21 protein-coding genes are annotated in these 20,273 nt (G+C 66.0%); 9 read left to right on the top strand and 12 right to left on the bottom strand.

The window, feature by feature from the left end; translation table 11 throughout:
- Positions 1-20: 20 nt before the first annotated feature.
- On the bottom strand, positions 21-923 hold the full coding sequence (locus E5CHR_RS18655) for a LysR family transcriptional regulator (protein ID WP_162581219.1): 903 nt from the start codon (positions 921-923) through the stop codon (positions 21-23).
- 163 nt (positions 924-1,086) lie between these two features.
- Here E5CHR_RS18655 and E5CHR_RS18650 point away from each other — a divergent pair, with 163 nt between their 5' ends.
- Both E5CHR_RS18650 and E5CHR_RS18645 read left to right on the top strand, forming a co-directional pair.
- Entirely contained in the window at positions 1,087-2,268 is a 1,182-nt protein-coding gene (locus tag E5CHR_RS18650) for a CaiB/BaiF CoA transferase family protein (RefSeq protein WP_162581218.1), read from the top strand.
- Between the two features lies 1 nt (position 2,269).
- Positions 2,270-3,118 carry an HpcH/HpaI aldolase/citrate lyase family protein gene (locus E5CHR_RS18645; RefSeq protein ID WP_162581217.1) on the top strand — a complete coding sequence of 283 codons (849 nt, stop codon included), beginning with the start codon at positions 2,270-2,272 and terminating at the stop codon, positions 3,116-3,118.
- Positions 3,119-3,384: 266 nt separating this feature from the next.
- Here E5CHR_RS18645 and E5CHR_RS18640 read toward each other — a convergent pair whose 3' ends face one another.
- Positions 3,385-4,818 (bottom strand): aldehyde dehydrogenase family protein, encoded by a 1,434-nt coding sequence (locus E5CHR_RS18640; RefSeq protein ID WP_162581216.1) that lies wholly within the window; start codon positions 4,816-4,818, stop codon positions 3,385-3,387.
- A gap of 47 nt (positions 4,819-4,865) precedes the next feature.
- Positions 4,866-5,420, bottom strand: coding sequence for a peroxiredoxin (locus E5CHR_RS18635; protein ID WP_162581215.1), 555 nt, complete (start codon positions 5,418-5,420; stop codon positions 4,866-4,868).
- Between the two features lie 117 nt (positions 5,421-5,537).
- Here E5CHR_RS18635 and E5CHR_RS18630 point away from each other — a divergent pair, with 117 nt between their 5' ends.
- The 4 genes from E5CHR_RS18630 to E5CHR_RS18615 all read left to right on the top strand — a co-directional run bounded on the left by E5CHR_RS18630 (position 5,538) and on the right by E5CHR_RS18615 (position 8,612).
- A complete protein-coding gene (locus E5CHR_RS18630; protein WP_162581214.1) occupies positions 5,538-7,112 on the top strand; it encodes a phospholipase D family protein in 1,575 nt (524 codons plus the stop codon).
- 108 nt (positions 7,113-7,220) lie between these two features.
- Entirely contained in the window at positions 7,221-7,574 is a 354-nt protein-coding gene (locus E5CHR_RS18625) for a hypothetical protein (protein WP_174255731.1), read from the top strand.
- Entirely contained in the window at positions 7,561-7,800 is a 240-nt protein-coding gene (locus E5CHR_RS18620; protein ID WP_162581212.1) for a hypothetical protein, read from the top strand. The genes E5CHR_RS18625 and E5CHR_RS18620 overlap by 14 nt, the downstream gene beginning before the upstream one ends.
- 248 nt (positions 7,801-8,048) lie before the next feature.
- Entirely contained in the window at positions 8,049-8,612 is a 564-nt protein-coding gene (locus E5CHR_RS18615) for a hypothetical protein (protein WP_162581211.1), read from the top strand.
- Positions 8,613-8,657: 45 nt separating this feature from the next.
- Here the strand turns inward: E5CHR_RS18615 and E5CHR_RS18610 are convergent, their stop codons facing one another.
- Positions 8,658-11,189 (bottom strand): sodium-translocating pyrophosphatase, encoded by a 2,532-nt coding sequence (locus tag E5CHR_RS18610; RefSeq protein ID WP_162581210.1) that lies wholly within the window; start codon positions 11,187-11,189, stop codon positions 8,658-8,660.
- Positions 11,190-11,440: 251 nt separating this feature from the next.
- On the opposite strand from E5CHR_RS18610, the gene ppa reads away from it, so the two are divergent.
- On the top strand, positions 11,441-11,971 hold the full coding sequence (gene ppa / locus E5CHR_RS18605; protein WP_162581209.1) for an inorganic diphosphatase: 531 nt from the start codon (positions 11,441-11,443) through the stop codon (positions 11,969-11,971).
- A 12-nt stretch (positions 11,972-11,983) separates the two neighbouring features.
- Here ppa and E5CHR_RS18600 read toward each other — a convergent pair whose 3' ends face one another.
- Together E5CHR_RS18600 and E5CHR_RS18595 are read right to left on the bottom strand one after the other, a co-directional pair.
- Entirely contained in the window at positions 11,984-13,213 is a 1,230-nt protein-coding gene (locus E5CHR_RS18600) for a GNAT family N-acetyltransferase (protein ID WP_162581208.1), read from the bottom strand.
- A gap of 10 nt (positions 13,214-13,223) precedes the next feature.
- The gene (locus E5CHR_RS18595; RefSeq protein WP_162581207.1) at positions 13,224-14,162 is read right to left on the bottom strand and encodes a DMT family transporter; all 939 of its coding nucleotides are present in this window, start codon (positions 14,160-14,162) and stop codon (positions 13,224-13,226) included.
- Between the two features lie 230 nt (positions 14,163-14,392).
- Between E5CHR_RS18595 and E5CHR_RS18590 the strand changes: the two genes are divergently transcribed.
- Entirely contained in the window at positions 14,393-14,731 is a 339-nt protein-coding gene (locus tag E5CHR_RS18590) for a P-II family nitrogen regulator (protein WP_162575359.1), read from the top strand.
- A 4-nt stretch (positions 14,732-14,735) separates the two neighbouring features.
- Here the strand turns inward: E5CHR_RS18590 and E5CHR_RS18585 are convergent, their stop codons facing one another.
- From E5CHR_RS18585 to E5CHR_RS18560, 6 genes are read right to left on the bottom strand one after another with little or no spacing between them, the layout of a single operon-like run.
- Positions 14,736-15,326 carry a TIGR00730 family Rossman fold protein gene (locus tag E5CHR_RS18585; protein ID WP_162581206.1) on the bottom strand — a complete coding sequence of 197 codons (591 nt, stop codon included), beginning with the start codon at positions 15,324-15,326 and terminating at the stop codon, positions 14,736-14,738.
- 55 nt (positions 15,327-15,381) lie between these two features.
- On the bottom strand, positions 15,382-15,777 hold the full coding sequence (locus E5CHR_RS18580) for a diacylglycerol kinase (protein WP_162581205.1): 396 nt from the start codon (positions 15,775-15,777) through the stop codon (positions 15,382-15,384).
- Positions 15,774-16,343, bottom strand: coding sequence for an RDD family protein (locus tag E5CHR_RS18575; protein ID WP_162581204.1), 570 nt, complete (start codon positions 16,341-16,343; stop codon positions 15,774-15,776). The genes E5CHR_RS18580 and E5CHR_RS18575 overlap by 4 nt, the downstream gene beginning before the upstream one ends.
- Before the next feature lie 12 nt (positions 16,344-16,355).
- Positions 16,356-17,150 carry a DUF3106 domain-containing protein gene (locus tag E5CHR_RS18570; RefSeq protein ID WP_162581203.1) on the bottom strand — a complete coding sequence of 265 codons (795 nt, stop codon included), beginning with the start codon at positions 17,148-17,150 and terminating at the stop codon, positions 16,356-16,358.
- A 51-nt stretch (positions 17,151-17,201) separates the two neighbouring features.
- Positions 17,202-17,624 carry a DUF3619 family protein gene (locus E5CHR_RS18565; RefSeq protein ID WP_162581202.1) on the bottom strand — a complete coding sequence of 141 codons (423 nt, stop codon included), beginning with the start codon at positions 17,622-17,624 and terminating at the stop codon, positions 17,202-17,204.
- Positions 17,621-18,187 carry an RNA polymerase sigma factor gene (locus E5CHR_RS18560; RefSeq protein ID WP_162583790.1) on the bottom strand — a complete coding sequence of 189 codons (567 nt, stop codon included), beginning with the start codon at positions 18,185-18,187 and terminating at the stop codon, positions 17,621-17,623. The genes E5CHR_RS18565 and E5CHR_RS18560 overlap by 4 nt, the downstream gene beginning before the upstream one ends.
- Positions 18,188-18,467: 280 nt before the next feature.
- Here E5CHR_RS18560 and E5CHR_RS18555 point away from each other — a divergent pair, with 280 nt between their 5' ends.
- Complete coding sequence (locus E5CHR_RS18555) at positions 18,468-20,243, top strand: acetolactate synthase 3 catalytic subunit (RefSeq protein WP_162581201.1); 1,776 nt, start codon at positions 18,468-18,470, stop codon at positions 20,241-20,243.
- Positions 20,244-20,273: the final 30 nt, after the last annotated feature.

Here is a 20,273-nt window from a genome sequence, read left to right as displayed (position 1 = left end):
GAGAGAGACACGCCGGAGATCTAGAGATCGCTTGCCACTTGGAAATCGAGCAACGCATTGACAAGCGACTGCGCATGGGCCGGCAGAATTTCGCTCTCGCGTACAAGCACGAAACGCTCCCGGACCCGCCATTCGTCGGCGAGTTCCACCTGGACGATGGGAAGCGTGGCGAGGTTTCTGCGCGCACTCGTCTCGGGGATGACACCGACGCCCACGCCGGCGGCCACCATGTGGCAGATCGCGTCGAAGCTCGACAGCTCCACGCGAAAGTGGAGCGTCTTGCCCATGAGCGCCGTCACCTTCGAAAGATGCTCGCGCAAGGTGCTGTGAGCGTGCATGCCGATGTGGGGCTCATCGAGCGTGGCGGCAAACAGGATGCTCTTGCGCCGGGCAAATCGATGGCCCCGCGGGACTATCAGCACCAGCCGGTCGGTGCTGAAGTGGATGGCACGCAGCCCCGGCACGTCCATGCGGGTCGAGACGATGCCCACATCGGCTGTTGCGTCCAGCACGCCCAGGGCGATCTGCGGGTTCTGCCGCTCCTGGATTTCCACGTTCACCTTGGGATTCGCCTTCAGGAAGGCGGGCAATACGGCCGGCAGGATGTCCGTCACGGCCGTGGTGTTGCCCTGGACCCGGACGTGGCCGCGCAAGCCGCGCGTGTACTCGCGCATGTCGAGGCGCAGTTGCTCGGTCTGGCGCAGGATCGCGCGCGCGTGGTGCAGGAAGGCCTCGCCGGCCGGTGTCAGGCGGACACCGCGGGCCTCGCGGTGCAGCAACGGGACCCCCGCATGGCCCTCGAGCGCCCGGATGCGTGAGCTGGCCGCCGGCAAGGAGAGATGCTGCGCCTCGGCGGCCCTTGTGATGTTCGAGAGTTGCGCGATCGAATGGAAAAGGCGCAGGTCCAGCTGGTCGAAATCCATGGCTCGATTAGAGCAGCCTTTCGATATTTGGAAGGCTGTCTCTCGAACTGGCGCATTGTGGCCATGGCCACGAAAGCGGACGATGCCCCCATGCAGAACTCCTTCGCCAGTCCCCGCATCGACGTGTCAGCGAGCCTGTGCTCGGGCTGCCGGAGCTTCTGATATGCCACGACCCCTCGATGGAATCACGGTCGTGTCGCTGGAACACGCCATCGCCGCGCCTTTTTGCACCCGCCAGCTCGCCGACCTGGGCGCGCGAGTGATCAAGGTGGAGCGCCCCGGCGTGGGCGACTTCGCCCGCGCCTACGACGATCGCACCCAAGGGCTGGCCTCGCACTTCGTGTGGGTGAACCGCTCGAAGGAGAGCCTCGCGCTCGACCTGAAGCAGCCTGAGGCGATTGCTGCCCTGAAGGACCTGGTCGCCAAGGCCGACGTGCTGGTGCAGAACCTCGCGCCCGGTGCCGCCGTGCGCATGGGGCTGGGCTACGAAGCGCTGAGCGCACGCCATCCACGGCTGATCGTGTGCGATATCTCGGGCTACGGCAACGACGGCCCGTACCGCGACAAGAAGGCCTACGACCTGCTGGTGCAGAGCGAGGCCGGCTTCCTGTCGGTCACGGGCACGCCCGACGAACCTTGCAAGGCCGGCACTTCCATTGCGGACATCGCCGCGGGCATGTACGCCTACACCAGCATCCTGGCGGCGCTGCTGCAGCGCGCGCAGACGAACAAGGGCTCGCGCATCGACGTGTCGATGCTCGAGGCGATGGGCGAGTGGATGAGCTTCCCCATGTATTACGCCTACGAGGGGCAGGCGGCGCCCTCGCGCAATGGCGCCTCGCACGCCACCATCTATCCCTACGGCCCCTTCACGGCAGGGGACGGCCAGACCGTGATGCTGGGCCTGCAGAACGAGCGCGAGTGGAAGTCCTTCTGCGAGAAGGTGCTGCAGCAGCCGCAGCTGGTGGCCGATCCGCGCTTCGATACCAACGCCAACCGCAGCCGGAACCGCGCCGAACTCAGGGAACTGATCGAGCAGGCCTTCGGCGCGCTGAGCGCACAGCAGGTCATCGCGCGGCTGGAGGAGGCGCAGATCGCGAATGCGCGGGTCAACGAGGTGGGCGCGCTGTGGGAACACCCTCAGCTCCAGGCTCGCGGGCGCTTTCGCACCGTCGGATCGCCGGCAGGAGCGCTGAAGGCCATGCTGCCCCCGGGCGTTCACAGCAGCTTCGACTATTGCATGGGGGCGGTGCCGGACGTGGGCGAGCACAGCGGGGCGATCCTGCGCGAATTGGGTCGCAGCGAGGCGCAGATCGCGTCGATGCGCAACGCGGGGGCGATCTGAGATGGCCGTGTCTGCCGTTGCGCGGGCGCGCAGTTTCCTTTTCGTCCCGGCCTCCAGACCGGAGCGCTTCGCCAAGGCGTGGCAGGCCGGTGCCGACTGCGTGATTCTCGACCTGGAAGACGCCGTCCCTGCTGACCGGAAGGACGCCGCGCGCGACCTGCTGGCCCAGGGGCTTGGCGGCTTCTCACCCGGGCAGTTGGCCAGCACGCTGGTGCGCATCAATGCTGCCGGCACGCCTTGGCACGAGGCCGACGTTTGCCTGGTGGCCGATTGGGTGCCCAAGGGCTTGGCCGGCGCGATGGTGCCGAAAGCGGAAAGCGCCGCGGCATTGGCTGCCGTGGCAGAGCGGTTGGGTGCTGCCGCCCAGCTGGTGCCGCTGGTGGAATCACTGGGGGGCCTGGACGCGGTGAACCTGCTGGCCGGCGCGCCGCAGGTGGCGCGCCTGGCCTTCGGGCACCTGGATTTCCAGCTTGACCTGGGCATGCGCTGCGGCCCGGAGGAGGGTGAGCTGGCACCCGTGCGCTTGACGCTGGTGGCCGCCTCCCGGCGCGCGGCGCTGCCCGCGCCGATCGATGGCGTCACGACCGACACGGGCAACCGCGAGCGGCAGTGCATCGATGCGCAGCGTGCGCGCGCGTTCGGCTTCGGTGGCAAGCTGTGCATCCATCCCGCGCAGGTGGCACCGATCCACGAAGCCTTTTCGCCCACCGACAGCGAGGTGGCGTGGGCGCGGCGCGTCATCGAAGGCGCCACTGCGCGGCAGGGCGAGGCTTTCAGCCTGGACGGCCGCATGGTCGATTTGCCGGTGATCCGGCTGGCCGAGACGATCCTCGCGCAGTGCGTGGCGTAGGCACGATGATGTCCCTTCGCGGCCTCGATCTCTCGCTGCAGTGAGGCTTCGGGCAAAGCCGGGCCCCTCAGGTGGCGAGATCGATCGTCTGTGCGAGCTGGTGGACGGCTTCACGAGCTCGAGCATGTGGTCCGCAACATCGGCTCGGCGTCGGCCTTGCACCGCAGCCCGAAGGTGGAATCCCCGCTGGTGGCGAAGCAGGCGAGAGCGAAGCGCAGGAACTGAATGCTGTCACGCGACCGTGAGCGAGCGCGCCGGGCTGACGTTCAGCCGTGGCGCACGGCCACCGTCTTGAGCGTGGTGAAGCCGTAGAGCGCCTCGAAGCCCTTTTCGCGGCCGTAGCCCGAGGACTTGACGCCGCCAAAGGGAAGCTCCACGCCGCCGCCGGCGCCGTAGTTGTTGATGAAGACCTGACCGCTCTTCACGCGCTTGGCCATGCGGAATTGGCGTGCGCCGTCTTTGGTCCAGATGCCCGCGACCAGGCCGAACTGGGTGGCGTTGGCCTGCGCCACCGCCTCGTCTTCGTCGCGGAAGGACATCGCCGCAAGCACCGGGCCGAAGACTTCCTCCTGCGCGAGCCGGTGCGCCACCGGCACGTCGCGCAGCAAGGTAGGCGCCTGGTAGAAGCCGGTCTGCGGCGCCTCGTCGACCACCGCGCCCTGCGCCACCATGGGGATGCCGGCATGCTGGGCGTCGGACAGGAAATCCCAGACGCGCTGCTGCTGGCTTTGGCGGATCAGGGGCCCGACGTCCAGGTCCATCGCGGCAGGGCCGACGCGCAACGCCTCGAAAGCATGGCCGAGGCGCTCCAGCAGCAGTTCGTAGATCTCGCGCTCGACCAGCACGCGCGAGCCGGCCGAGCAGGTCTGCCCGGCGTTCTGCACGATGGCGTTGATCAGTACCGGGATGGCCGCGCCCAGGTCGGCGTCCGCAAAGATGATCTGCGGGCTCTTGCCGCCCAGCTCGAGCGTGACGGGGCAGTGGCGCTCGGCGGCCACCTGCTGGATCAGCGTGCCCACCTTGGGGCTGCCGGTAAAGCTGATGTGGTCGATGCCCGGATGCCGCGCCAGCGCGTCGCCCACCTCGTGGCCATAGCCGGTGACGATGTTGATCGCGCCGGGCGGGAAGCCGACCTCGGCCGCCAGCTGCGCGACGCGGATCAGCGACAGGCAGGCGTCCTCGGAAGGCTTGACCACGCAGACGTTGCCCGCAGCCAGCGCACCGCCGACGCTGCGGCCGAAGATCTGCATCGGGTAGTTCCACGGAATGACGTGGCCGGTGACGCCGTGCGGCTCACGCCAGGTGAAGACGCTGTAGCCTTCCTGGTAGGGAATGGTTTCGCCGTGCAGCTTGTCGCAGGCGCCGGCATAGAACTCGAAGTAACGTACCAGCGCCAGCGCATCGGCGCGCGCCTGCTTGACGGGCTTGCCGCAGTCGCGCTGCTCGAGCAGCGCCAGCTCGTCCGCGTGCTCGGCGATCTTCTGCGACAACCTGTAGAGCAGCCGGCCGCGCTCGGCCGCGCTGAGCTTCTGCCAGTTCCCCTCGAAGCAGTCGCGCGCCGCGCGCACCGCGGCATCGATGTCGGCAGCGTTGCCCCGCTGCAGCTCGTCGAAGGGCTGGCCATCGGATGGATCGAGGACGGGAAGGGTGCGGCCGGAGGAGGAGGGGACGTTTTCGTTGGCGATGTAGTGGAGCTGCATGACTGAAATTGTGCGCGAAGGCGGCCTGCCCCGCCGGGGACTGGCGGCTAGCGTCTGGCGGTTTGCTTCGGCAGCGCCTTCAGCGCATTGAGCATGCGCTCGACGTGCTTGTCCGGGTTGAGGTTCTGGTAGTAGTAGGCGACGGTGCCGTTGGGCGCGACCACGTACGACAGCCGGTTGGCGAAGTCAGGGCGCGTCTGCATCACCGCGTCGAAACCCTCGATCACGGCCTTCGATCGGTCGGCGGCCACCGGAAACTTGCTTTGGCACTGCTTGACGGAGAAGTCCTTCAGCGTGTCGATGTCGTCGGCGGAGACGCCGATGACCGTGGCGCCCGCAGCTTCGAACTGCTCCATGGCCTCGGCGAAGGCATGGGCCTCGATGTTGCAGTCGGTGGTGCCGGCCGCCGGGAAGAAATACACCACCACGGGGCCCTTGGCGAGCGCGTCGGCGAGCGAATAGTTGAAGGTCTTGCCCCCCAGCGCGGCGGTCGCGGTGAACTTGGGCACCGGATCGCCGATGTCCAGGGCTGCCATGGCTGGGGAAAGCCCGAGCCCTGCGAGTCCAAAGGCGGCGAGACGCGCGAGAATCCGTCGGGTCATGGTGTAACTCCGGAAAGAGGCATCGCGAAATTCTAGAACCCGGATGCGTTGTGCGGCAGTGTGAACCAGTTTGCCCGCGGCGTCGTATCCGGAACAAGTCCAAAGAGAGGAAAGATCATGAACGCATGGGTCCGTCTGCTGCGCCTGGCGTTGTTGTGCGCGCTTGCCGCAGGGCTCGGGGCGTGCGGCTCGCTGCCTCCCGCCCGGGAGCGGCCCGCGGCATTTGCAGCGCCGGCCGATCCGTCGGCCACGCTGGCCAAGGTGGTGGCTGCTTCCACGCCGCCCGGCGAGCATTCCGGCTTTCGCCTGATGCCTTTGGGTGTGTATTCGCTGGACGCCCGCATCCAGCTTGCGAAGCGGGCCGAGCACTCCCTGGTGGTGCAGTACTACCAGCTCGAGAACGATGGCGTGGGTCGGTTGCTGATGCGCTCGCTGCGCGAAGCTGCAGCCCGCGGGGTCAAGGTGCGCGTCCTGGTGGACGATCTCTACACCGCCCAGAGCCAGTACGTGCTGCTGGCGCTGTCGCGGACGCCGAATGTCGAGGTGCGGCTGTTCAATCCGTTCTGCTGCGGGCGCGACGGCTTCCTCTCGCGCTTTGCCGCTTCGCCGGGCGACATCGTCCGGCTCAACCATCGCATGCACAACAAGCTGTTCATTGCCGATGGGGTGATGGCGGTGGTTGGCGGACGCAACATCGCCGACGAGTATTTCGTGCTGAGCGAGGCGCAGAACTTCATCGACATGGACGCGGTGGTGGTGGGCAAGGTGCTGCCACAGTTGGAGGCCATCTTCGACGCCTACTGGAACAGCGAGCAGGTCTGGCCCATCGCCGACATCGTGCGCGGCCAGGGCGGGACGACGCCCGGTACCGCCGAGTTCGATTCATGGGTCGGCATGGCCGCGCCGGCGCCCAAGATCGTGCTGCCGCCCAACGACATCCTGGGATACGGTCCGATCTCCGAGGAGCTCGACGAGGGACGCATGGGCTTGCTTTGGGGCACGGCCCATGCCGTCGCCGATCCGCCAACGAAGCCCGCGACCATGACGGCCGACGAGGCGCTGGCCACCAGCGTCACGATGCGGATCTGGAGCAACCTGCTCGAGGCCAAGCAGGAGGTGCAGATGACCTCGCCCTACCTGGTGCCTGGCGAAAAGGGCATGGCCGCCTTCGAGGAACTGGGCAGGCGCAAGGTCAAGCTGGTGCTCTTGACCAATTCGCTGGCGGCCAACGACGAGCCGCTCGTCCACACCGGCTACATGCGATATCGCGAGCGCCTCCTGAAATCCGGAGCCGACCTCTACGAGCTGAGCCCCGAGCGCACCACGGCGAGCGTGCGCTTCGGCTCCTTCGGCACCTCTCTGGGACGGCTGCATGCGAAGACCGCGGCCATCGACCGGTCGCGCGTCATGATCGGCTCGGCCAACCTCGACCCGCGCTCAGCCACGCAGAACACCGAGATGGGCATGCTGATCGACAGCCCACAACTGGCACGCGAGATGCTGCGGGTGATCAATGTGAGCCGCGTCCAGAACTCCTATCGCCTGCGGCTGGCCAAGGGGACCGGGCAGCTCGAGTGGCTGACGACCGACGGGGAGAAGGAGGTCATCCTGACCGCCGAGCCTGAGGCGACCTTCCTCCAGCGCTTCTACAACCGGCTGATCGCGCCGATCGTGCCCGAAATGCTGCTGTAGCCGCGTGTGGCACTATCGTCCGTTCCCTGCTCGCGCGCTGCATCGGCTACGGCGGCTGCACCGCGCCCGGGTACTTGCAATACGCCATCCACGCCCCAAATGCCCTGCATGAACGCTACCCATTCCCCGGCGCCCAAGACCGACCTGGCGGTGACGCATGTGCTGGCCCAGCTCCTCGAGCGGCTCGAGCACAGCCCCGTGCCAGGGGGCGCAGAGCAGTACCGGTCGGTCGTGATGCACCTTGTCGACGAGTTCCGCGAGGTCGCTCCTGGCGACGGACTGGGCAAGTTGCTGGATGCCTATCCTGCCGCCGCCGAGGTCTACGAGAACCTCAATTACCAGCACGCCGGCCTGTGCCGCTCCGGCCTGGATGCCTCGCTTGCCGCAGAGCTGGCAGCGAAGGATGCCATCGACCGCATCATGCGCCGTGCGGAGCCGGACGCCACCCATGGCCAAGGCTGAGGTCAAGACCGCCATCGTCGCCGATGGCCTGCGCTACAAGGCCAAGGCTTCCGGATCCCCCTTCCGGGCCTCGGCCTCGTTCAGCGGCGCGACCATGTCCTGCTTTCTCTGCGGCAAGCACCGTGTGCGGTCGCAAATGCGCACGCGCCAGTTCCTGGGCAAGTCGCAGACGGTCTGCGCACCTTCGTGCAAGGCGCTGGACGAGGCAGATTCGACACCGGAGTGATTCCCCGCGGAGCAGTGCCACGCCGGAAGCAGCTTCGGTTCGTGGCATCCCTGAGACGTAGTCGAGCAATTTACTCGTGTCTGCAAACCTGCTACCAAAAGCGCGAGATTCGATCTACAGTTGGAAACAATTGATGCATTTATTTGCACAAATACCAAAGTTCTAATTCACGGTCGGAAAATGAATCCGCTTAAAACCATTCGCTGCTATTGGTTGGGGCGCGTCCGCGACGTAAAGGGCGGTCTGCGATGAGCCAGCCCGCGCGTCACGTCGTCATGCAGGTCGTCAAGCGCTCGGGGGGCGCCACGCATCATGTGGAGTTCACCATTGACGACAATTTTGCCGAGCGCTTGCGGCAACTGCGTTCGCTGGTCCCGCCGCTCACCGCACTGAACCGCCAGCGCGACCTGGTCATCGACAAGGTGCGCGTGCGGCTGCCCTCTGCCGTGTGGCGGCTCGGCGGCGAAACCGAGGCGGAGGTCGACGGCTCGTGCATCGTCATTGCCGCGGAGGGCTTCTTCAACTGCGGCGGCAAGGATCGCAAGACCAAGGAGAAGCTGGTCACCTATACCTTTCCGATTGCGCGACTCATCGAGTTGCACGCCGTACGACCCGCTGGCGAGACTTTCTACATTCGGGACGGGATCTTCACGAACGATGAGCCTGCCGACTCTCCCGCGGGCCGCTGGGTTGCCTCGCTGCACGAGATGGAAGAGACGCGTCCTCCGGAGTCGCCGTCCGACTTCGACACGCTCCAGGGCGTGCCGCTGCGCACGGAGCAGAACACACTGCCGGCTCACGGCCTGAACTGAGCGACGACAGCGCCGGCGGCCCATCCCGCCGGCGCACCCTCTCGCTTACTGAAGCTTCACGTCGACCCGGCGCGCTTCCGCCGGCGGGCCGCCGGCCATCGCTTGCGCGGGCTTGGCGAGCTCTACCTTGTCGTCCGGCACGCCGGCCATCTTGAGTGCGGCGCTCACCGCGCTGGCGCGTTGCTTGGCGAGCTCGGCGTTCTTCTCCGGGTCCCCAGTGGCGTCGTGGTAGCCGCTTACCAGCACGCGTGCGCCGCCTTGCGCCGCTTTCACGATGTCCGCCAATGCTGCGCTGGAGCCCGCGGGCACCTCGGCGCTGGCGCTGGCGAAGTAGAACTTGACCACGCCGCCATCGTTCTTGATCGAGGCGCCGGTGTCGCCCGCCGCCACGGGAGCAGGCGCGGGGGCCGGCGCCGCGACCGGAGCCGCGGCCGGGGCGACCGCCGGGGCAACCGTCGGGGCAACCACCGGGGCAGGCGAGGCGGCAGGCGGAGTCATCGCGCTGGCGTCACCGGTGTGGAACTTGACCACCAGCGGCACGATGAGCAGCGCCACGATGTTGATGATCTTGATCAGAGGGTTGACTGCCGGGCCGGCCGTGTCCTTGTAGGGGTCGCCGACGGTGTCGCCGGTCACCGCGGCCTTGTGCGCCTCGGAGCCCTTGCCGCCGTGGTGGCCGTCCTCGATGTACTTCTTGGCGTTGTCCCAGGCGCCGCCGCCGGTGCACATCGAGATCGCGACAAACAAGCCAGTGACGATGGTGCCCATCAGCAAGCCGCCCAGCGCCTTGGGTCCCAGCAGCAGGCCGACCAGGATCGGCACCACCACCGGAAGCAGGCTGGGGATCATCATCTCCTTGATCGCGGCACCGGTCAGCATGCTCACCGCGCGGCCGTATTCCGGCTTGCCGGTGCCTTCCATGATCCCGGGGATGTCGCGGAACTGCCGGCGCACTTCCTCTACCACCGAGCCCGCCGCGCGGCCGACGGCTTCCATCGCCATGGCGCCGAACAGGTAGGGAATCAGGCCGCCGATGAAGAGGCCCACGATCACCATCGGCTCGCTCAGGTTGAAGCTGATGGCCTGGCCGTAGGTCTCGAGCTTGTGCGTGTAGTCGGCGAAAAGCACGAGCGAGGCCAGGCCGGCCGAGCCGATGGCGTAGCCCTTGGTCACGGCCTTGGTCGTGTTGCCCACCGCGTCCAGCGGGTCGGTGATGTCGCGCACGCTGGCCGGCAGCTCCGACATTTCGGCGATCCCCCCGGCGTTGTCGGTGATCGGGCCGTAGGCGTCGAGCGCGACCACGATGCCCGCCATGCTCAGCATGGCGGTCGCCGCCACCGCAATGCCATAGAGGCCGCCCAGCATGTAGGAAGCCAGGATCGCGATGCACACGCAGATCACCGGCCAGGCCGTGGAGCGCATCGACACGCCGAGGCCCGCGATGATATTGGTGCCGTGGCCCGTGGTCGAAGCCTGCGCGATGTGCCGCACCGGCGAGTATTGCGTGCCGGTATAGAACTCGGTGATCCACACCAGGGCCGCCGTCAGCGCCAGGCCGACGAAGCACGCGCCGAAGAGCTTGAGCTGGCTACCCGACGCCGCGATGGCGTTGTCAGGAATGAGCCACTGCGTCACGAACCAGAAGGCGATCAGCGACAGGATGCCTGCCACCGCCAGCCCCTTGTAGAGCGCCGGCATCACGTTGACCATGCCCGGTGAGGCCCGCACGAAGAAGCAGCCGATGATCGATGCAATGATCGACACGGCTCCGAGCGCCAGTGGATAGAGCACCGCATTGACCGGCGCCGCCGCCACCATGAGCGCGCCCAGCACCATGGTCGCGATCAGCGTCACTGCGTAGGTCTCGAACAGGTCGGCGGCCATGCCTGCGCAGTCGCCGACGTTGTCACCCACGTTGTCGGCGATCACCGCCGGGTTGCGGGGATCGTCCTCGGGGATGCCCGCCTCGACCTTGCCCACCAGGTCGGCTCCGACGTCCGCGCCTTTGGTGAAGATGCCGCCACCCAGCCGCGCGAAGATCGAGATCAGCGAGGAGCCGAAGGCGAAGCCGATCAGCGGATTGAGCAGGGTGGCCAGCTTGGTGTCGGGTGTCAGCTGCCCGTTGCCTGCCAGGAACCAGAAGAAGGCCGTGACCCCGAGCAGGCCCAGCCCCACCACCAGCATGCCGGTGATGGCGCCGCCGCGGAAGGCGACGTCGAGTGCCGGGCCGATGCCCTGGGTGGCGGCCTGCGCGGTGCGCACGTTCGCGCGCACCGAGACGTTCATGCCGATGAAGCCGCAGGCGCCCGACAGTACCGCACCGATGATGAAGCCGATGGCGGTGGTGACGTCGAGGAAGACGCCGATCAGGATCGCGAGCACGATGCCCACGATGGCGATCGTGCGGTACTGCTTGGCCAGGTAGGCGGCCGCGCCGGTCTGGATCGCGGCCGCGATCTCCTGCATTCGGGCGTTGCCCGGGTCCTTTGAAAGTATCCAACTGCGCGCCCAGAAGCCATAGGCCACGGCCACGAGGCCGCAGACGATGGCGAGGACGAGAGGGGTGTTGCCGATCATGCCTTGCTTCTCCATTCGTTCGTTGTGACTTGTGGAGACGAAAGCACCGATCCCTGTGCGCAACGCGTACGGGTCAGTGCTTCCGCCGCGTTGCTTCCTCGAAGCCCCGATACCTTGAAAAGCCGGAGCCGATTGGCCAACAGGGCCAATTTACAGGCAAAAGTCTTGTTTGGTGCGACCGGCCCGTGACACGGAAAGTAAACTTCGGGTTTGTCCGAATCCCTCTAACACTTATCCACTACAAGACCCCTATGTCTCTCCGCCTCGTATCCCCCGGCAAAGACGCCCCCGAAGCCTTCAACGTCGTCATCGAGATCCCGATGAACGCCGATCCGATCAAGTACGAGGTCGACAAGGAGTCCGGCGCGATCTTTGTCGACCGCTTCATGACGACGGCGATGCACTACCCGACCAACTACGGCTATGTGCCGCAGACGCTCTCGGGCGACGGCGATCCGGTGGACGTGCTCGTCATCACGCCTTATGCGCTGGTGCCGGGCGTGGTCGTGCCTTGTCGGCCGATCGGGATCCTGATGATGGAAGACGAAGCCGGTGTCGACGGCAAGGTGCTGGCGGTCCCCACCGACAAGGTGCTGCCGATCTACAGCCACTGGAAGAAGGTCGAGGACGTGAATCCGATGCGCCTGAAGGCCATCACACACTTCTTCGAGCACTACAAGGACCTGGAGCAGGGCAAGTGGGTCAAGGTGCTGGGCTGGGAGGGCATCGACGCCGCCAAGAAGGAAATCTTGGACGGGATCGCGAATTACAAGAAGGGCTGACGCGCCTTCCTCCTACTCGGCGTGCCGGAAGGGGCTGCGCTCTCCAAGGTGGTCGAGGTAATTCACGATGCCTTCGTCCTCGCGCTCGAGAAAGCGCTCCACCGCGTCGGCGAAGGCGGGGTGGGCCAGCCAGTGGGCGCTGGTGGTCTTCACCGGCATCAGGGCGCGCGCCATCTTGTGCTCGCCCTGGGCGCCACCCTCGAAACGCTGCACGCCGTGCTCGATGCACCACGCGAGGGGCTGGTAATAGCAGGCCTCGAAGTGCAGGCAGTCCACGCGCTCGAGCGCTCCCCAGTAACGGCCGTAGGCGACCGAGGCGTCGGCAGACAGGGCGATCAGGCTGCTCGCGATGGGCTTGCCGCCGCGCTCCGCGATGAATAGCAGCCAGGCCTCGGGCATGTCCTGGGCCATGCGGGCGAAGAATTCAGGTTTCAAATAGGGCGGGTTGCCGTGCTCGCGGTAGGTTCGGGCATAGCAGCGGTAGAAAAAGGCCCAGTCGGCTTCGGAGATGTCGGCGCCACGCGACCAGCGAAAGTGCACACCGGCATCGTGCACCTTGCGGCGTTCCTGGCGGATCTTCTTGCGCTTGTCGTGCGAAAGGCTGGCGAGGAAGCCGTCGAAGTCCTTCCAGGCCGTTTCGCCGCAGGGCCGCCCCAAGGCGAAACGCGCCCCCTCGGGGGGCAGCGAGGACACGTCAGTGCCGGGCGTGGGGGCCGCATTCTTCCAGTGAAACTGGACGGTGTGTCGCAACATCAATCCAGCATCCGCGCAGGCCTGGATGTCTTCGTCGGCCCCAAAGAGCAGGTGCAGCGAGGAAAGTTCTTCCTCCTTGCACCAGGCGAGCAGCGCCTGCACCAGCATGGCGCGGCTGGCGGCGTCGCGCGCCAGCAGCCGCGTTCCTGGAACGGGGGTGAAGGGCACCGCCACGACGGCCTTGGGATAGTAGGCCAGCCCATGCTGCTGGTAGGCGTTGGCCCAGGCCCAGTCGAACACGTATTCGCCATAGCTGTGGCCCTTGAGGTACATCGGACACGCCGCGGCCAGCTGGCGGCCACGCCACACCGTCAGGAAACGAGGCGCCCAGCCGCTCTGCGGCGAGGCGCTCTCGCTTTGCTCCAAGGCTTCGAGGTAGGCGTGACGCATGAAGGGAGAGGGTGCGTCCTGCGTGGCCAGCAGGCTGTCCCAAGCGGCGGCGTCGATCTCGGAGACGGCGCCATGGATGCGGATGACGGAGTCAGTCAAGGGCTCCCCATCAGCGGCCGCGCGGACCCGTTGTCTCGGCAATATAGATGCCGCCCAGCACCAGGGCCAGCGCTAGCGCGTGGTACATCGACAGCGCCTCGCCGAGCACGAGCACGGCGAGCAGCGGCCCGAAGATCGGCACCAGGTTGAGGAAGACGCCCGCCCGCGCCGGACCGATCAGCCCTACGGCATGGATGAAGGTGATCTGCGAGACGAAGGAGGGCAGCAGCCCGACGAACAGCACCAAAGCCCAGCCCATCGGGGTGGGCGGGAAGAAATCACCCATGGCGATCTCGGCCACGAGCAGCGGCACCGACACCAGGCAAGCCACCGCCGCGGTCGCGGCGAAGAAGACGACAGCCGGCACATCAGGCCGCCGGCGCAGGCCTACCGCGTAGGCGGCATAAAGCATGCTGGCCACGATCATCCAGACGTCGCCGATGTTGAAGCCGAGTTCGGCCAGCAGCGCGAAATGACCGCGCGATGCCACCACGACGATGCCCGCGAGCGTCAGTGCCACGCCCAGCAGTTGCACTCCGCCGACCCGGGTGCGAAAGAAAAGCAGGCTGCCCAGCAGCACGAGCACTGGAATGGTGCCTTGAATGATCGCAATGTTGATGGCGGTCGTGTGGTGCGCAGCAGCGTAGAACAAGGCGTTGAAGCCGGTGAAGCCCAAGGTGCCCATCACCGTGATGAAGCGCCAGGAGGGCAGCAGGCTGCGCCAGTGAAGGGCGATCTGCCGGCGCGCGCACAGGCCGAGCGCCAGGCAGCAGACGATCCAGCGCGCGAAGGTCAGCATCATTGGCGAGACCTCGCCCACCGCCAACCGGGCGGCCACCGCGTTGGCGCCCCAGATCAGCGTCGTGAACACCAGCAGCACATAGGCTTGGTTGTGGAGCCAGGGGAGGAACGAGGAGAAGTGACCGGTGGGAGAGGAACCAGAGCGCATGGCCCGCCGAGCGTAGCAGCCCCTGCGATGGCGCGCCCGATACCCTCCCCAAGCCTTCAGCGCAGAAAGGCGAATGACATAATCTTTTTCGATGGGCGTGCCCCTGGCACGCTACATGCAGGACGGCGAAGGCATCGTGGACTCCGGGTGGGCTGTCGCCGCTCGGGTGCCGATTGGCGCTACCCTATGGCAAGCAAGTTCAACGAAATTCGCCGATAGAAAGAGACTCTATGAAGCAAATCACCGCCATCGTCAAACCGTTCAAGCTCGACGACGTGCGCGAGGCGCTGGCCGAAGTCGGCGTCACCGGGCTCACCGTCACGGAGGTCAAGGGCTTCGGCCGGCAGAAGGGCCACACCGAGCTTTATCGCGGCGCCGAATATGTGGTCGACTTCCTGCCGAAGATGAAGGTCGAAGTGGTGGTCAACGAGGCCGACCTGGACCGCTGCGTCGACGCAATCGTCGCGGCCGCTCGCACCGGCAAGATCGGCGACGGCAAGATCTTCGTGACCAATGTCGAGCGCGTGGTGCGCATCCGCACCGGCGAGGAAGACGAGCAGGCCGTCTAGGCTTTCACAGCACCTCGGCGAGCTTGTCGCCCCTGGGGTGGCGGCGAGCCTCCTCGACCAGCGCCTCGAGCAGGGCAGGCGCCTCGGTTCCCGACCGGATCAACCCCATCTGCCACTCGCCCATGAAGCCCTCGCGCACGCTGTGGGCGAGGAACTCGAGCAAGCCGCCGTAGTAGCCCGCCACATCGAGGATGCCGACCGGCTTGTCGTGGTAGCCGAGCTGGCGCCAGGTCCAGATCTCGAACAGTTCCTCGAAAGTGCCGATGCCGCCCGGCAGGGCAATGAAGGCATCGGCACGCTCTCCCATCATGGCCTTGCGCTCATGCATGGTGTCGACCACGTGCAACTCGTCGCACAGGGGATTGGCGAGCTCCTTGTCGACCAGCGCCTTCGGGATGATGCCGACCACTCGTCCGCCGCTGTCGCGCGTCGCCTCGGCCACCGTGCCCATCAAGCCGGTGCGCCCGCCGCCGTAAACCAGTTGGCCGCCGTGTTCCCCGATCCAACGCCCGACGGATCGGGCCGCCGCCGAGAAATCCTGTCGCTCGCCGGGGCGCGAGCCGCAATACACGCAAATCGAAAAAGAAGGGGTCATTCCCCGATCATGCCGCCGCCGGATGACGCGCGGCTTGCATTCGTGGCCGTTCGCGCTAGCCGGCGAAGCGATGCCACAGTGCAGCAAACCAGATGCCGCAACACAGGAGGATGGACAGCAGGACCGCGGCGCTGCCCACGTCCTTGGCGTTCTTGGAGAAGGAGTGCCATTCCGGACCCACGCGGTCGATGGCCGCCTCGATGCCGGTGTTGAGCAACTCGACGATCATCACCAGAACCACCACCGCCGCGAGCAGCGCCGTTTCGGCCCACGTCCGGCCGACCCAGAAGGCGGCCGGTACCATGACAATGGCGCACAGCACTTCCTGGCGGAAGGCGGCCTCTTTCCACGCGGCGCGGAACCCGTCGAGCGAGATGAGCGTGGCGTGCCAGATGCGCTCCAGGCCGCGCCGCGACTTCTGTGGATTGACCGGGTTGTTGACACTGCTCATCTGCGGCTCAAGGGTTTGGAGGGGATCAGGCGGGTGCCAGCCCACGCGTCGTGCCAGAACTGGCGTTCGGGGTGAAACCGCGAGAGTAGCGCCCAGACCATCACCCAGCCCAAGATCAGCACCGCAGATTCCGCACCCTTCAGCCTGAAGGGTGCGATGGCGGCCAGGGGCGGCAGGAACCAGACCCAGGAGAGCAGGTAGCGCAGCAGCGCGCGGCCTTGGGTGACCGGCCGGCCGAGCCGGTCGACCACGCGGATGCCCCAGGTCTTCATGGCCAGCGTCTGCCCCTTGGACCAGAACCAGACGAAGTAGACGCCGAACACCACGAACAGGAACGCCTGCAGCAGGTGCCGGCGCGAATCCATGGCGTCGCGCATCTGGCCCAGTGTGCTGAACAGCCAGCCTGCGACGAACACCACCGCGAACAGCAGCATGCCCTCGTACAGCCAGCAGGCCATGCGCCGCCACAGCCCGGGCGCGCTCAGTTCGGCAGAAACGGGGGAAGCGGAGGGATCAGGAAAGGCCGTGTCGCGGGCACCGGCGCTGTTGGAGGAACTGGAAGCCATCAACAGCTTGTATCACGGTGCTGCGGCGGGCTGATCGCTGGTGCGTGCCGGAGATGTGGCTGAGACCGAGGCATCCACAGGGGCAGCAGTCGGAGCGGAAGGCGCCGGCACCTGCGCCTCCGCGGCAACGGGCGGGCCTGCTGCCGGGCTCGCCACATGCGTCGCTGCCGGACTCGGAGCCGGCACGCGCGTCAACGAGGGCTGCGCCATGGAGGCCGGAGGCGCCAGCTGGATACGCGGAGTGTGTTGCGCATCAGTCGTGGGCGCAGGCAGCTGGACCAGCTTCTGGGCCGGCACCGGCCGTATCGACGCCGCAGCGCCAGGACGCGGTTTGGCACGCGCGGCCAACTCGCGCTTTTCTTCCTCGCTCAGTGCCTGGTAGGCCTCCCACTTGGCTTTGCGCTCGTCGACCGGAACTTGCTTCACCTCGGCAAAGTTGAAGCGTGCCTGCGAGCGTTGCTGGTTGCTCAGTGTGGCCCATTCGGTCATCCTGCTATGGAGGATTTCCTGCTCCGCCGGGGACAGCCTGGCGTAGTTGCGAGAAAGGGCCAGCCACTTGCGCTTGTGAGGTTCGGTCAAGCCGTTCCACTGCAATGCAAGCGGCTCCAGGGCGCGCTGCTGGCGTGCGCTCAGATCCCGCCACAAGGGCTTGGACGGGGCCACCGGCTTCGGCGCGGGGGCGGAGGTTGTCGAGCTCGCTCCCTGGGCCGGGACCTGGGCGTCGGCAGGCACCACGGTAGTGCCTGCGAGGGCGAACACCACCAGCACGCACGCCCCCCGGCTGCGCTCGGCAGCAGCCGGCGCCACATATCAGGCGCGTGAGGGCGAGAGCGTTGTCGCATGTGAAGAAGCGTGGATTCAGCGCTGGGCGGTGGCCTCGGATTTCAGGAACTGGGCAAAACCTGGATCGGTATAGGCAGCAGGCGGCAGGTCGTCGGTCAGCAGCGCGGCATCGACTTCGGCGAGCTCGTTGGTGCGGCTGTCCTCCTGGAGCGTGGTGATGACGATCAGACCGGCCACCAGCGCGATCAGCGGGACGATCGAGCCGACCCGCGTCCACCAGCCACCCCCGAGCGTCGCGGTGTTGCCGCTCGACATCACGGCAGGAGCCGCTTGCAGCTCGCGCACCACCTTGCGCCGCGCCACCGCCTGCGTGCGAGCGGCGCGCAGGCGCTCGCTGATCTCGTGCGGCAGATCTTTGGCGCCGGCCGAAAGCCGCGCGGCCACCAAGCGGCCGAACTGCTCTTCCGTCGAAGCAGAGGTAGAAAGCGTTGTATTCATAGCGAAATTCCCTTGGCCTTGAGTGCCTTGCTCAGGGCGTGGACGGCGCGCGAACAGTGAGTCTTGACGCTGCCTTCAGAGCAGCCCATGGCCGCGGCCGTCTCAGCGACGTCCATTTCTTCCCAGTAACGCATCAAAAAGGCCTCGCGTTGACGACCCGGCAAAGCGGCGATTTGTTCCTCGATCTGATGAAAAATCTGCGCGCGGCGGGTGGTGTCCTCGGCACTCTCGCTTTCCCGGGTGTCGGTGTTCACCGTGAAATGCTCGAGCAGGTCGAATTCGCCGTCCTCGGCGATGGTCTCGAAGTCGCTCATGTTCGAGAAGAGTGCCCGCCGGGTTTTCTGGCGCCGGAACCAGTCCAGGGTGCAGTTCGAGAGGATGCGCTGGAACAGCAGCGGGATTTCGTTGGGCGGCTTGTCCCCGTAGTGCTCGGCCAGCTTCATCATGCTGTCCTGCACGATGTCGAGCGCGGCTTCCTCATCCCGCACGTGGTAGACCGTGCGCTTGAAGGCGCGCCGTTCGACGCCTTTCAGGAAATCGGAGAGTTCTTGTTCAGTGGCCAAGCGAGTCCGGCGCATGGAGCGCCGTGTGGGAATAATCTCGGAGACAGGGCGTTTTTGTCGCCGCGGATTATGCCTGCCGGCCCGTTGCGGCCGCGCGAACGGTGTTGAGTAGTTTTCCGATGTCATAATCCGCGCTGCAAGTCAAAAGGCAAACGGGTCACGGTCCGGCGGTTCGACAAGTCCGCTCATGGCTTTGGCCTCAAGTTTCGACGCGGCTTCACAAGAGCTTGCGAAGGAGCACCCAAGGTTTTTCGTTCCCGAAAAAACGCAAAGGTTGATCATGGAAATCTCAAAGGCGGAACTCGCTTCCGCAGCAGCCGTTACCGGCAGTCAAACTCAAGAGCTCATGGGCGCTGAAGTGCTGGTCAAGGCACTGCAGGCCGAAGGCGTCCAGTACGTCTGGGGCTATCCCGGCGGCGCGGTTCTCTACATTTACGACGCGTTCTACAAGCAGGACACCATCCAGCACGTGCTGGTACGCCACGAGCAAGCGGCGGTCCACGCGGCCGACGGCTATGCGCGAGCCACGGGCGACGTCGGCGTGGCACTCGTGACCTCGGGCCCCGGACTGACCAATGCGGTCACCGGTATTGCGACTGCTTACATGGACAGCATCCCGATGGTGATCATCTCGGGGCAGGTGCCGACGGCGGCCATCGGCCTGGATGCCTTCCAGGAATGCGACACGGTCGGCATCACGCGCCCGATCGTCAAGCACAACTTTCTCGTGAAGGACCCCAGGGACCTCGCGATGACGATGAAGAAGGCCTTCCACATTGCACGCAGTGGACGTCCTGGCCCTGTGGTGGTGGACGTGCCGAAAGACGTATCCTTCAAGAAGGTCAGCTACGCCGGCTATCCCGACAAGGTCGAGATGCGCTCGTACAACCCGGTACGCAAGGGCCATGGCGGCCAGATCCGCAAGGCGCTGCAACTGCTGCTCTCGGCCAAGCGCCCCTATATCTATACCGGCGGAGGCGTGCTGCTCGGCAATGCAACGAACGAGCTGCGCGCGCTGGTCGACATGCTGGGCTACCCGGTCACCAACACCCTGATGGGCCTGGGCGCCTATCCGGCTTCCGACCGCAAGTTCCTCGGCATGCTGGGTATGCACGGCACCATCGAGGCCAACAATGCGATGCAGAACTGCGACGTGCTGCTGGCCGTAGGTGCGCGCTTCGACGACCGCGTGATCGGCAACCCGAAGCACTTCGCGCAGAACGAGCGCAAGATCATCCACGTCGACATCGATCCTTCGAGCATCTCGAAGCGGGTGAAGGTTGACATCCCGATCGTCGGCGATGTGAAGGAAGTGCTGACCGAACTGATCTCGATGATCAAGGAGAGCAGCGTCAGACCCGACGGCGCGGCGCTGGCCAGCTGGTGGGACACCATCGAAGGGTGGCGCAGCAAGGACTGCCTCAAGTACGACCGCGGCAACAAGGACGTGATCAAGCCCCAGAAGGTGGTCGAGACGCTGTGGGACATGACCAAGGGCACCGACACCTACATTACTTCGGATGTCGGCCAGCACCAGATGTGGGCGGCGCAGTATTACCGCTTCGACGAGCCGCGCCGCTGGATCAACTCCGGCGGGCTGGGCACCATGGGCGTGGGCATTCCCTACGCAATGGGCATCAAGCTGGCGAAGCCGCAGTCGGAGGTGTTCTGCGTCACCGGCGAGGGCTCGGTGCAGATGTGCATCCAGGAACTGTCCACCTGCCTGCAGTACAACACGCCGATCAAGATCGTGTCCCTGAACAACCGCTACCTGGGCATGGTGCGCCAGTGGCAGGAGATCGAATACTCCGGCCGCTACAGCCACAGCTACATGGATGCGCTGCCCAATTTCGTGAAGCTGGCGGAGGCCTACGGCCACGTGGGCATGCTGATCGAGCGCCCCCAGGACGTAGAGCCGGCACTGCGCGAGGCCCGCAAGCTGAAGGATCGGACCGTGTTCATGGATTTCCGCACCGACCCCACCGAAAACGTGTTCCCGATGGTGAAGGCAGGCATGGGCATTACCGAAATGCTGCTCGGTTCAGAAGACTTGTAGACCCCACGAACGGCCGGTTCGCGATGCGGT

The organism is Variovorax sp. PBS-H4, from assembly GCF_901827205.1.
Lineage (GTDB): Bacteria > Pseudomonadota > Gammaproteobacteria > Burkholderiales > Burkholderiaceae_C > Variovorax.
Note: the sequence above shows the minus strand (reverse complement) of the source record. Positions and strands in the feature narration are given on the sequence as shown.